This window comes from Bacillus sp. RE35 (genome assembly GCF_052146655.1).
GTDB classification, from domain to species: Bacteria; Bacillota; Bacilli; order Bacillales; family Bacillaceae_G; genus Bacillus_A; species Bacillus_A cereus.
This window is the reverse complement of sequence record NZ_CP197377.1, coordinates 3,507,028-3,519,671: the sequence shown is the minus strand read 5'-3', so window position 1 is coordinate 3,519,671 and position 12,644 is coordinate 3,507,028. Positions and strand designations below refer to the sequence as shown.

The window sequence follows — 12,644 nt, the reverse complement described above, 5'->3', positions numbered from 1 at the left end:
CTTTTTAAGTGTGACAGATAGCAACTATAATCCAATAGAGGAGTAGATTCTATCTCATATGTAAAGAGTAGATAAGTTGTACCCGCCAAATTTACGATGCTCAAATACTTAAAAAATTACATTTTTCAGCTTATCCTTTTTAGAATCCTCAGTATTGATAATTGTAAACATCTACAAAAAGTTAATAAGATTGTTGTGTGTAGAAAGAAATCTTTTAAAAAGGTCATAATATGGATAATAGGTAGCACACATTTTAATTAGTAGGACTTGTGCCACCATCAAGTCATTTTTTAATAAAAGTATAGAAAAATCAAGAAGGTGAATCCATTGCGTAAACATGTATATGTGCAATTTTATGTATTGATATTGGCTTTAATAACTTATATAAGCTTTTGCTTTATATTTTTATTTGTTTTTCCGAATCATTATTTCGTATCAGATTTTAATATCCGACTATCATCTTTAGTCGTTGAAACTACTGTATTTATCTCATTACTGTATTCTATATTATCCCAAAAAATTAAGTTAGGAGTATTCTGGGTTTGCATTACTATTGCAATAGGGTGTTTTTTGATAGGGAATTTCATATCCGCTTTTCAAGTACTTAATGTAGAATTACCAATACAAAATTTTAATATTTCTGATGTATTTCTACTGTTTTTCTTATTTTTCTTTCTCTTTGCGTTCTTTTATAAAATCATGATGGAATGTAACAAATGGGAGAAAGCATATTTACTTTGTGATTTATATATTGTTGTTACTGCTATTTTTACATTAGAGTGGTACCTATTTAATAAACCATCTGCAAATATCTTATTCTTATCAATTGGAGATGTTTTTCTCTCATTTATTTTTCCAATTATAGATTTATTACTTCTATTACTTGGAGTTACACTAATCTTTCGACCTGCTATTTTCAATGCAAAAAGTAAATTGTTTATTTTTATCCTAGTATTAACTGGATTGGCTATTACGGACTACTTGTATTTCTACTTACAGGATGATTTGTCAGAGCGTTCAGTTATATTTTTAAGGTGTTTGTATAGAGTTTTCCTATTATTTATCGCTATTGCTGCTACAATCCCAAAGAATACTTCTTCTAAAAGAAATTATTTTATTATTAATCCGACATTTGGAGAGAAACTTCTTGGTATATTCCCTTATCTTGCAGTTGCAGTCTTAATTGGTTTTACTTTGAAAGAGCAAACTTCTTCAGCTACATTAATTACGGGAAATTGTATTGCTTTTGTATTTGTACTGATTCGTCATACAATCGTACGAATGCAAAACAAAGAGTTAACTAAAACATTAAAAGTGTTTAATAATCAATTAGAACAAACAGTATCTCAAAGAACAAGGGATTTAATAAATAAATCTAATGATTTAGTAAAAAATCAAGAGAGATTTAAGTCATTATATGAGTATCATCCGGATCCTATTTTAACGATTGATTCAAACGGTATCGTATTAAATATAAACCAGGCTGGAAGTATGTTATTAGGAAAAGAAAGTGCTGCATTAATAGGGAAAGAGTGCTTCTCTATTTTTTTAGATGAAGATAAATCTGAATTGGAAGCAGCTATAAAGAAAGGGAAACGATGTAGTTCATCTTCACTACAGTTACGTGTGAAAAATAACAATGAGAAGGATATACTCTTTTGGTATGTCACTATAGTTCCTATTATGATAGAAGGACAAACCTTTGGGAGCTATGTAATGGTAAAAGATATAACAAGGATGAAACAACAACAGGAAGAGATAAATTACCTTGCATTCCATGATACGGTGACGGAGATTGGAAATCGTATATTCTTCCAACAAGAATTAGATAGATCTATTAAGCGTGCACAAAAAACGCAGGATAAGTTTGGGCTCCTGTATATTGATTTAAATCGCTTTAAGACTATTAATGATACATTGGGTCATTCAATTGGTGACAAGGTTTTAAAAGAAGTTGCCAAACGTTTTAGGACATGTCTGTCACCGACTATTCCTCTAGCAAGAATAGGTGGTGATGAGTTTGCGATCATTGTCCATAACCAAACAGAGCAACAGCTATTGGATTTGTGTAAAACTCTATTTCGTATAACTGAAGAACCATTTGTAGTAAATCAGCATAGTTTTTACTTATCTCTTAGTATAGGAATAGCGGTGTATCCATTTGGAGGAATAAATACTACTACACTTTTACAACACGCTGATATCGCTATGTATAGCGCAAAGGAAAAAGGTAACAATGCTGTTTGTATGTATGACGAGACATTATCTCAAAAAGTAACTCGTCGATTACGATTAGAACAGGATTTACCAAATGCAATTGAAAATAATGAGTTGTTTTTATTGTATCAACCACAAATTGATAGTAAGGCAGGTAAGGTTATTGGTGCAGAGGCTTTAATACGTTGGCAACATCCAGAGCTTGGGCTGATTTCTCCTTTTGAGTTTATACCTATCGCAGAAGAAACGGCGCAGATTATTTCAATTGGAAAGTGGACGTTACAGAAAGCGTGTCGACAACTGAAAGAATGGCATTCTGCGGGTTTTTCAAATCTAAAGATGGGGATAAATTTATCAGCTATAGAGTTTGAACAGAAAGATTTTGTTCAAACAATGATATCTACTATAGAAGAGATAGGAGTACCTGCTAATTCGATTGATTTGGAATTAACAGAGCGAATTGCAATGGTAGATGAAAGAGAAACTTTATCAAAGTTAAAAGCATTAAAATCATTTGGTGTACATTTATCAATTGACGATTTTGGTACAGGTTATTCTTCACTAGCGTATCTGCCTCTTTATCCAATTGATACTTTGAAAATTCCAAGAGAATTTGTTAATAGGATTGGAACTTCTACTGATGGAGATGAAATTATACAAACCATTATTTCACTTGCTCATACTTTAAACATGAAAGTGATAGCAGAAGGGGTAGAAACGAAGGAACAATTAACAGTGTTACAACGTAATGTATGTTATCTAATTCAGGGCTATTACTACAGTAAACCTGTAAATGAAGATGAATTTATGGATTTCTTAATTGTAATGCAAAATGAATAAGTGAAAAATTGATATATGTATGAAGTAAAGTGAAAAGACGTTCTATCCATTTGGAGTAGAACGTCTATTTTATGTTTATTTTCAGTAGTTATGCAGTTATGTTTATGTTTCAGCCTTTGAAAGTAAAATAAGTATCTATATTCCTTGTGTTAGGGATAATTTTAAAAATATTTTATTTATAAAAATATGATGTTCATTTGTAGAAGATGGATAATTAATCAAGGGGCAAGAACCTCATTAGATAGGTGTTGGAAAAATAGTCCATATAAGATGCTACACGAGTTGTGTCCAGGGAAATTTAAAGAATGGGAATTCAGGTTCCACATAGACCCTAGTTGATTTATATAGTTGCACAGGTCTAGGTCTAGATAAGGAAAACGTCCATAGCAGGTGATTATTTCTTTGTTATATAGAAAATACACATTAAACGTGTATGTGAACAAAATGAACATTTGGTTAAAAAGAGTATATAAATAGAAAGCACCTAATTATTGGATTCATATTTTAGTCTGAGAGGCACAAATTCGATGCGACGTGAAAAGGATTTGTTGAAATAATGGAAGGCTGATCTGCAAGCTGTTCAAGAAGAGAAGAGGCTGAAGAAGAAGGCTAAGAAAAAGAATAAGAAATATAGCATTCCTGGTAATACAGCTGACTTCATGAATGGAAAGAATATTTTTCGTAGAGAGAATGGGGTATGGAAGCAAAGAAATAAATGATATGAGAATCAATAGTTTTGATTAAATGTATAGGAATTGTTGTAAGCGCTACTGCGGATTGGGTGGCGTTTTGTTTGTTGTTAAGAGAAAGTAAGGTGTGAGGGGATGGGGGTTTATGCCAACCTTCCTTTTGAAAAAAGATTGGCATTGTTGTTGCATACGTAATTTAATAAAACTTGTCTTAAGTGGTATAATTTCCACTATTACTTTTTCTAAAATACTATCTCTAAAATACGAAAATCTCACCGTACGAATTCCAAGAGAGTTATTATAAAGTGTAAGGCTCATTTAAGAGTTAAAAAACCATTTTGTTGAATCTCTTTCCAAAATGGTTTTATTATTAATTTTGTGAAAAGCGGGTATCAAGGTTACAGATTTTAAAGTAAAAGATTATTTATTTGCGTCTGGCAATATCATCTGCTAAACGGATTAATTCCTCCATAGTAATCTTTCTCCGTAACTTATCCTTTATGACTTTCTCCATTTCCTTTGTAACAGTCAATCCCTCAATTGCTAAGGTCGCCTTTGCTGCTTCAAAAGCTTTTTGCAGCTCTTCCTCATTTTTAAACATAATTTGTATCATCTCTTTCAATTTTAATTTATTTTTAATTGTTATTTCTGCCTACTAAACCTAAAAATATATAAAAATTAGTTGAATGGGGGTTGTGCCATTACAACTTTGTGAAAATAAAACGGGATTCAATATTTAATCATTAAAAGGATCAAGTTATATATATAGAATCTAAAACAGAGATATCTAGTACGGAATTATATTATGAGAACAGAGCATATCAAGTTGAAAAGGATGTATCTATGAAATTGCTTTTCCAGTACGTAAAATACAGGGTACTACATGTTTTTTGTCTGGTGGTAAATGTAAGAAGAATAAATCGTTTGTTAATAAGCGGGAATTTCCGGTGATTCATTACTTTCAAATGATAAAACAAGCACCCATTCGAGTGCTTGTTTTATCACGATTTAGAAGTTTCCTCATAACCATGATTTCTATAACTAGGATTTACTCCATCCCTATTTGAGTTTTACTTACTGCTAACTTTTGACCATCTTTTTCAATGAAACTAACGGTGAAATTAGCTCCTGTGCCACCTTTTGCATTTTTACTCCAACTAGCAGTATACGTTTTTACATTTTTACTTGTAGAATCAGATTTGATGTCAGGTTCGCCATATTTAGCAACTAGATCCTCGTATTTATCTCCACCTTCACCAGTTACAGGATCACCAGTTTTAATAGTATCCACATCGGCAACCGTTATCTTCTTTTTATCGTCCTTTTTCGTTTCTTGTTTTTGGTCTTGTTTTGCTTCTTTCTTAGCCTCTTGTTTTGGTTCATCTTTCTTTTCTGTAGAAGCTTTGTTTGACGAATCATCACAAGCAACTAGACTCATCGCTAAAGCACTTCCTAATGCAATGGTACTCAACTTTTTGAACATGTTTAATTCCTCCATTTTGAAAATTGTAAAATTCCACAGATGATTATACCAAATTAAGGTAAATGGTGATGTCGTATTCTGTCGAGATAAGAAAAAAACCATAACGCAAGTTCTACCGTTCACTCTAATTGGTAACGAACCGTTATTTGAAGTGTATTGGAAATACTACTATATATTGTTTTTTCTAAATGTTACAATATATAAAAGGGAGGTTTTCACATGGGAGATGTAATCGGTGATGTATTAGGAGGACTCTTTATGTCCATCCCTTCAAAAAGGGAAAAAGTCATTCGTAAAAATTTTAAGCTTTTGGAAAAAGAAGTGTGGTTTAAAGAAATAGAGCATAGATATGGTAGTTTAATGGTTTTTAACCATTCTATTAGAGATTTTGTAGCAAATGAGAACCTAGAGGATATCTTAAAGGATGTTGAGAAAACTCATACATTTCTTCATGAATTAGAAAAACTACTGCAGCAAGAAAAGATTTAATTGACGTAGTAGTGAAGGAATGTTTTATCCGTAAAGGATACTTCAAGCGTAGAGGTCTAAGGATATAGGTTTAGATGAAACAAGAAATCAATTATATGAAAAATTGCTTTATTGATTGATATATTCAGCTCTTGGAGAATTATTTCTTGTTTAGTGGATAGAATGATTCAATTTGCATGAACATCGTCAAATAGAGAAAATTAAAAAGGGGAAATTGTTTTGTGAAGTTGGAAGTGAAAATCATTGTCTATTTTTTGAGCCATTTAAAATAGCGTCAAGTTCTTACGTAATATATTAGAAGCTTGGTACTGATCTATACAAAGAAAAGACACCAAAGGCGCCTTTCTCCGTATGTAACCATCTTAAGTTTAATGTTATGGATAAGATTCCTAACCAAAATGATTGTTGCAATTTAATATATTTTGAATACATGGATGTGTGCATTTCTATGACAAATAGATTATGCACTATCATGCTAGTTCGTATATTATTAATAATCATTTTCATCTGAGTTACTATTATAACTAGAATTATAAGAAGGACTATCATACTTAGAGGAATCTTCATTTTTGTAACTAGAAGTGCTGTTATAATTGGAGTTACTATATGAACTTTCGGAACTTGAACTATTAGAAGAGCTATAATAGCTAGGGGAACTGTAGTCGTCATAATAGTTGTTAAAATCATCTTCATCATCCAAATCAGAATTTACAACTTTATTTGTATTTGCTTTCTTTCCAACTGATTGAACTCTATAAGACGCACTCCTTTTTTTATTTTGTTTTCTTTTTCCATTTCCTTTAGATTGCAATGGAGGTGTATACGTTATAGGTATTACTCTAGATAATCCCCTTACAAATAATCGAACAATACATACTAAAATCCACATGCAAATAATAAATACAAAGACATAAAGAGCAATGTTGTAAATCATATTGTTTATTGTATCTATCATCGCACCCTTTGAAATATTAAACATAAAATCAATCACCGCCATTTTTCTATAAGTTTTATATCAAAAACGCAATATTAATCTAAATAGAATTATAAAATATTTTTTCCGTTTTTTGTATAAAAAATATGAATTTGTTACTGCGGATTAGAATTAAGAAAAAGACACCCTGAGGTGCCTTTCAATGACCTTAGTATCATTTTTTAGTGTGAAAAGGCAAATTGTATACAGTTTGATACTCTCGCTGGATTATTTCATTTGTATATAAATTATTTTAAACTTTTTCTCATTTTCATGCATTTGAAATTTAATATTGAGGGATACCGCTACATGCCCATCAACTTAAGAAAAATAAATGTCCCAAAAATTATAAAAGGAACAAATTAATTTACTCCTTTTTTACTTGAATTCCACATGACATTTAGTATCAATGATTCCAAAAGCAACTTTACATGGGAACGGATTTTTTCCTATTGAAGCAGCGCGCATACATGAAAGCACCCAATCATCCAATTCTAAAGGTAAACGGAATACTTGGATACTACTATCATCGTTTTTTACTGTTACGATTGGTGTATTTACCCTATTTGTAGTGAAACCGTCAGTTGTTATCATTGCTACTGCATCATTATTATGAAAACCAGCGCTTAAAACCTCGTAAATTATTCCATCATTCTCATTGATAATCATAGGTATATTTAAATAGGGATAGTTATTTATATCATTATGAATAACTGTTCTTGCTGCATTCTTTTTTATCTGATTCCCTTGCATTTTATACACTCCTTTATAACAATACAAACGTTTAAATCTATTCTATTTTACATCCAGTATATCCGAAAATTGTAGTGTCAACTTATTATAAAAAGCATCCGTACATATGATAGCGCTATTTAGCGGATCTATATCGATGATGGTCATATAGTTAGTAAGTAAATAGCCGCCTTCATAATATGTAATTAGTATTTCTTCTTCGGACAATAAGGAACATAAAAGCATGTTCTTAATCAGTTCCTTTTCTTCAGAGGTTAAAATGGGAGATGCTACTTTATTTTTCTCTTTGATCATTTCACGAATTCCGGCGAATTGCGCCCATTTTACCATTCCTCGGCCTTGTTGCATATTAGCGTTGTTCATGCTTTGTGTCCCCCTAACAGTGTGTTTCTGTATCTTGCTGTTGCATTATTTGTATACGAAATTCCTCTTAATATGCTATTCTCTCCAAATTTTGTGCGTATTTCATCCGTTACTTTCGTTAGCTTTATTTCTTGTTCTCTTTGCGTGACATTATCAAAAAGTGAAATTTGTTCTTCTCCTTCTTGAAGTAGGTTTGTTAAGGATATGTTTGTGCTACGAATGGTTTCGCCAGTATATTGCTGATTTGAACTATCTCATTTTTACTTCGTTTAGAAGAAGGAATTCCTAAGTAAAGAGTTCTATCGAACTCTAATTTATTAGGCTAGTTCCACAGTTCTTGCGGTTAGAAGCCTTATCGTTGCATTCTTTAGAAGGAATCATCTTGGTTAAAATGATAAAAAATGTGAAAATCGACATCTAAGATGACCCTATTCAGTAGGATTAAATAATTGTACATTGTAATTCTTTTTAAAAACAAAAGAACATTAGTTCTCATTATACACGAACATTAGTTCTTTTATAAAGAGGTTTAAAAAATTTTTTAAAATTAATTTTTTTGTTAAAAAGAATATGTAACAAAGGGGTAAAATCCCTAACAATAAAAAAGTAGTGGAGAGATAATGATATTGATATAGCATATTTAAGAGACATAACTTTAGGAATTTTTAAACGTTTTATGAGTTCAGGAGTTGGTAGATATGATTCATATAGATATTGATATGTTGATTTATCAAAAAGTTCAACAGTTCATTAGCTCCAAATTATACATAAAGGAAAGATAATATTTTGTTCTGATGAAGAACGAAAGTTCGATTTTGAAATGCAGGCTTTAAAAATGTATTTAAAATTGAATGAGGAATAATAAATTAACGGAGCAACTTCCAGTGACTTCATAAAAGATGCACTAAGAGAAATTCCATTTACGTATGTCTAAAATACAGAATTTTACTTAAAGATTGTGAAAAAGTGTCTTTTTATTTTCTCAACTGTTGAATTGCTATAGAACAAGAACTCTTCCTATAGCAATTCATGAGTTTAGAGGAGAGAAAAGTATATAAATAATTAAAGTTAAATATTATAATAATATAGTGAAAAGGACCTCTGTTTCATTAAGAAATGTGTATGTTCTGATTTGAAATTTAAGATGTATGAAATAGCCACTTGTATATTGAACGGCGTTGAAGTTACGCAAGTAATGAAAGCCAACTTAACTTATAGGTGAAATCTATTTAAAATGAAGTTAGGTTCATACATAAGTTATTTGGAAGTGCGTCATAATCTGTCATTAAATAGGCTTTATTGGGTCTATATTTCTATCAAATGTTTTTTGCAACTGAACCCTTTTTTAATTTGCTTCAAGCCAATTGTAAGAAGAAAAATGAAAAGTGGTTTCATGGGTTTGTTGGTTTTCTATCTTTTTCAGTTTTTTTACTTCGTTTTGACGCTTAAGAGTATTCTCTCTAATACGGTCTACAAGATTATTAGCGAAAAATGCAGGTTCATATTCAATTACTTCGCCTTGGGATAAATACTTTTTGACGTTCATAGCATGTTTACCTATTGCATTTAATACATCTACCTTGTGGAATGTTGTAATTCCAGCTTCTGCAAGTATTTTCTTCACAACATTAATTGCCTTTAGATCGGGACAGATCCCAACTTGTTCAAGGATAGGATTTAATAAGGCATAATTATTCTTTTGTAAAACAATATTATTTTTAAGTTCTTCTATTGGTTCTTCATCTATTTTTGTTTTAGAAGATTTATTTGGATATGTATCATTCTCGTTGGGATAAATCTCACTAAGGTCAAGATAACTAGAATAAATATTATTAGGATGTACTTTTTCCTCCCCTAGGGGTGGAGTTTTCTCCTCACTAAGGGGTGTACTTTTTCCGGTACTAGGTACCGGGATTTCTCCTTCCCTAGTACCGGAATTTTTCTTATCTACTTTTTTTACACCGTATTTATCTATGGCAGTAGCTATACACTCTTCTAATGTTTTTAATGGTTCTTTCTTCTTTTTCTTACGCATCTTAACATGTTTGTAGTATTCTTTTTCACCTAGGAAATGTGCTAATGACGCTCCACTAGGATCGGGTTCATTCAAGTAGATTCGATTAGCGCCTCCATCTACTGATTCTGTGGATACAAGTTCTTCAGCTATAAGCTCTTCCATGAACTTCGTAACAGTTTTGTTTGAAATATTTAATGAGAATTCGATTTCTTGATTATCTAAAATACAATAAATATCACCTTTTTCATCTACGAAGGCAGGCGTGTCGTTTCCGTTATCAACTGAAATTTGTGTTGTATATATAGATAAATTAAATCGATCTCTTATTAACATGTATAGTAATTTCGCACCGATACTTAAATTCTCACGATATTGTTTTTTCCAAATGAAAACTTTAGGTAGTTTATAGAACTCTTCGTTTGGTATATCTTTTATATTAATTCTCTTTTTTAACATAAAAAAGCCTCCAGATTCATTGGTAGTATAATAGTTTGCAAAGGACAAAAGATTAAAAAGATAAAGAGCAGTATCTTTGTATTATTAAAGATGATAGATTTTCATAATAGAACAAATACAAATTGAAATATTAATTTACGCATTCCAATTTTAGACTCAAAACGAAAATATAAGTGTTCTTACTTTTAAATTTTGTCCTAGGCTCGATGTGGCGAACATCGCAGCCTATTTTTTAGGTTAATTTTTATGAAATGTCTCGAAAAGGTATTGACAAATCGGATTTAATGATGTTTATTTTTCTTGGTTTTATCATACAAGGGACAAATAGCGATTGCAATCACCTTTTTTACAAATACTAACTTTAGTTATTTAATGACAAAAATGTTATTTTAACTAAAAAACAATATTAACTTTGTTAATCTAGTGTTTATTCAACAAAATAGGATATATTTTTATTTGTTACATGAATGAAATATGTCGATAATGTCATTTATCTGAAAGATAGGAAAATTAAGTGAGATATGGTTTTTGTAATTAAGTAGGGGCTAAAGCTCCTACTTTTCTTGTGTTTTTAAAGTTTACAATTTTTTTCTGAAATGAAGTGGTGCTTTTGATAAAATTACTAGCATTTTTTAAATCAAGTGTTTATGTTACCTACATTAAGAAAACATTAGGAGGAATTATTTTTGAAAAGCCTTAATATTACTATTTATACAATTAACAGTGCAGAAGGAGAAAGGGTTGCAGAAAAATTAGCCAAGTACGATTTAATGGCGACAAATAAACATATTGTACGAGATCGTTTTACTTTTACCGAGTTCAAAGCTTTGTTAGCGTTAACAGACAACGGTTTAGATGACTTATTAACTCAACGTGGTAGTACAATTGATTTTCTTACTGAACAAGGGATTGATCTTGATGACTTAACGTTACGTGAAGCATACAATGTCATTCTTCAAAATCCGAAGTTGCTAAAAACAACTATCTTGACAGACTGGAATAGGATTGCATTTGGGTTAAACGGTACGAAGATGTTCCTTCCACGACATTTAAGAAAGCAAGAACAACGGAAGATGTACTTAAAACCAGAAGCACAAATCGAGTACGAGGAAGCTAGTTGAATATAAAAGTTACTAATCATATGTAGTAATTTTAAAAAAATTTCGACTTAACTAAAATATTTTAGTGTATTCCTAATACTAGTAGGGTTAAAGATATAATTAATCACCTTGTTAGTTATATAACATTACATACATTAAGAATTCATAAGGGACAAGTTAAGTGTGAAGATTAGTATGGCGAATTCTTGAAGAATATACCAAGTTTTTAGAAACAATTGCAATATTCTTTTGCATTGTATTGTCAATAAAGATTTTAACCAATCCTTAGTATGTGAAGGTTTTCTAATTATCTATACAGAATTGAAATCATTACCTAATAGGAAGTATTAGGTCTTTATTATTGGCAGGGTAAAACGGATGTTAGAAAATATTTCAATGGCAAAAGAACATGTGGTACTTCGGGACATATTAAGTGTAGTAACGAACTTGCTGTGATTGAGGGATTGACTAATGTAGTAAGTAGACTGTAATTACATACTTGATTAATAAGACATATTTAGCATTTGTTCGCAATTTTCAATGCATATTTGAAGTTATTAATTGGAGTAATAGATTGTAAAGGACCTGTTTTGATTGAATGAGAATTGACTTCTCGAATCAGTGGTCTTTTTTTATTTTTAGTGGATTCTACTGTATTCCTCTATAAAAATATAATCTAATCTATTGAAAAAACAAAAAACTATGTGATAAAGGATTTTTCAAATGACAAATATACTAAAAGAAATTTATGTAAATAACGAACTAGATGTACTAGTAGATACTAATACGGAGGTGTTAGAAGCAGCAAAACTAATGAAGAGACTACAATCTCATATTAGCGAATTCTCCTACAATTTAAAATCTAGTGGAATGCAGGAGAAGGAAATTGTTTGTGGTGGACAGATTCAGAGTATTGTAAACATGAATAATCTAAGTGATACTGCGGGTGCTAATATTGTCTATGTAACACTTAATGATGGTTTTGGTGAGCTATTAATTGTGGTACCAGTAACTTTATGGCAGAAACTCAGTGCTAAAAAAGGTGATGTTGTAATTGCGAGTGGGAAAATGTTTGCCTTAAAAAGAGATTGTAAATTCAAATCAAAGGCAAATACAGATATTATTGTTTCACATGGATTTGAACCTTTTCGTGTGTTAGTGAGAGAAATTAAATTATTACCAGAATAAAGCGTTGGATAACGTCTTATTGATTTAATGAAAATTACAAGTGTACAATTTTCTTCTGACCTATTGACTTTTTGTT

At 30.8% G+C, this 12,644-nt stretch carries 10 protein-coding genes and 3 pseudogenes; 6 read left to right on the top strand and 7 right to left on the bottom strand.

Going from position 1 to position 12,644, the window contains the following annotated elements:
• The first annotated feature begins 327 nt into the window (after positions 1-327).
• Together ACTL4X_RS17930 and ACTL4X_RS17925 are read left to right on the top strand one after the other, a co-directional pair.
• A complete protein-coding gene (locus tag ACTL4X_RS17930; protein ID WP_001225602.1) occupies positions 328-3,057 on the top strand; it encodes a sensor domain-containing protein in 2,730 nt (909 codons plus the stop codon).
• Positions 3,058-3,258: 201 nt separating this feature from the next.
• Positions 3,259-3,369 (top strand): annotated as a pseudogene (locus ACTL4X_RS17925) (DUF4046 domain-containing protein); the annotation flags it as partial.
• Between the two features lie 801 nt (positions 3,370-4,170).
• Here the strand turns inward: ACTL4X_RS17925 and ACTL4X_RS17920 are convergent.
• Positions 4,171-4,347 (bottom strand): hypothetical protein, encoded by a 177-nt coding sequence (locus tag ACTL4X_RS17920; RefSeq protein ID WP_000475744.1) that lies wholly within the window; start codon positions 4,345-4,347, stop codon positions 4,171-4,173.
• 447 nt (positions 4,348-4,794) lie between these two features.
• Positions 4,795-5,229, bottom strand: coding sequence for a hypothetical protein (locus ACTL4X_RS17915; RefSeq protein ID WP_000473787.1), 435 nt, complete (start codon positions 5,227-5,229; stop codon positions 4,795-4,797).
• Positions 5,230-5,448: 219 nt separating this feature from the next.
• Here ACTL4X_RS17915 and ACTL4X_RS17910 point away from each other — a divergent pair, with 219 nt between their 5' ends.
• Positions 5,449-5,718, top strand: coding sequence for a hypothetical protein (locus ACTL4X_RS17910; protein WP_000503057.1), 270 nt, complete (start codon positions 5,449-5,451; stop codon positions 5,716-5,718).
• Positions 5,719-6,208: 490 nt separating this feature from the next.
• Here the strand turns inward: ACTL4X_RS17910 and ACTL4X_RS17905 are convergent, their stop codons facing one another.
• The 4 genes and pseudogenes from ACTL4X_RS17905 to ACTL4X_RS17890 form a co-directional block, all read right to left on the bottom strand.
• The gene (locus tag ACTL4X_RS17905) at positions 6,209-6,715 is read right to left on the bottom strand and encodes a hypothetical protein (protein WP_225989757.1); all 507 of its coding nucleotides are present in this window, start codon (positions 6,713-6,715) and stop codon (positions 6,209-6,211) included.
• A gap of 354 nt (positions 6,716-7,069) precedes the next feature.
• On the bottom strand, positions 7,070-7,444 hold the full coding sequence (locus ACTL4X_RS17900) for a hypothetical protein (RefSeq protein ID WP_001161877.1): 375 nt from the start codon (positions 7,442-7,444) through the stop codon (positions 7,070-7,072).
• A gap of 42 nt (positions 7,445-7,486) precedes the next feature.
• Positions 7,487-7,807 carry a YolD-like family protein gene (locus ACTL4X_RS17895; RefSeq protein WP_001057826.1) on the bottom strand — a complete coding sequence of 107 codons (321 nt, stop codon included), beginning with the start codon at positions 7,805-7,807 and terminating at the stop codon, positions 7,487-7,489.
• Positions 7,804-8,052 (bottom strand): annotated as a pseudogene (locus ACTL4X_RS17890) (DNA repair protein); the annotation flags it as partial. The pseudogene ACTL4X_RS17890 and the gene ACTL4X_RS17895, both read right to left, overlap by 4 nt.
• 371 nt (positions 8,053-8,423) lie before the next feature.
• Here ACTL4X_RS17890 and mntA point away from each other — a divergent pair.
• Positions 8,424-8,669, top strand: a pseudogene (gene mntA, locus ACTL4X_RS17885) (type VII toxin-antitoxin system MntA family adenylyltransferase antitoxin); the annotation flags it as partial.
• Between the two features lie 483 nt (positions 8,670-9,152).
• On the opposite strand, the gene ACTL4X_RS17880 reads toward mntA, so the two are convergent.
• Positions 9,153-10,280, bottom strand: a complete 1,128-nt coding sequence (locus ACTL4X_RS17880; protein ID WP_086401401.1) for a replication initiator protein A — start codon at positions 10,278-10,280, stop codon at positions 9,153-9,155.
• Positions 10,281-10,966: 686 nt separating this feature from the next.
• Between ACTL4X_RS17880 and ACTL4X_RS17875 the strand changes: the two genes are divergently transcribed.
• Entirely contained in the window at positions 10,967-11,401 is a 435-nt protein-coding gene (locus ACTL4X_RS17875; RefSeq protein WP_000838805.1) for an ArsC/Spx/MgsR family protein, read from the top strand.
• 702 nt (positions 11,402-12,103) lie between these two features.
• Positions 12,104-12,568, top strand: a complete 465-nt coding sequence (locus tag ACTL4X_RS17870) for a hypothetical protein (RefSeq protein WP_000181810.1) — start codon at positions 12,104-12,106, stop codon at positions 12,566-12,568.
• Positions 12,569-12,644: the final 76 nt, after the last annotated feature.

Excerpts from the sequence above, each read along its gene's own strand:
- ACTL4X_RS17920 (WP_000475744.1), bottom strand. The coding sequence starts at position 4,347 with ATGTTTAAAAATGAGGAAGAGCTGCAAAAAGCTTTTGAAGCAGCAAAG.
- ACTL4X_RS17915 (WP_000473787.1), bottom strand. The coding sequence starts at position 5,229 with ATGTTCAAAAAGTTGAGTACCATTGCATTAGGAAGTGCTTTAGCGATG.
- ACTL4X_RS17910 (WP_000503057.1), top strand. The coding sequence starts at position 5,449 with ATGGGAGATGTAATCGGTGATGTATTAGGAGGACTCTTTATGTCCATC.
- ACTL4X_RS17905 (WP_225989757.1), bottom strand. The coding sequence starts at position 6,715 with ATGGCGGTGATTGATTTTATGTTTAATATTTCAAAGGGTGCGATGATA.
- ACTL4X_RS17900 (WP_001161877.1), bottom strand. The coding sequence starts at position 7,444 with ATGCAAGGGAATCAGATAAAAAAGAATGCAGCAAGAACAGTTATTCAT.
- ACTL4X_RS17895 (WP_001057826.1), bottom strand. The coding sequence starts at position 7,807 with ATGAACAACGCTAATATGCAACAAGGCCGAGGAATGGTAAAATGGGCG.
- ACTL4X_RS17880 (WP_086401401.1), bottom strand. The coding sequence starts at position 10,280 with ATGTTAAAAAAGAGAATTAATATAAAAGATATACCAAACGAAGAGTTC.
- ACTL4X_RS17870 (WP_000181810.1), top strand. The coding sequence starts at position 12,104 with ATGACAAATATACTAAAAGAAATTTATGTAAATAACGAACTAGATGTA.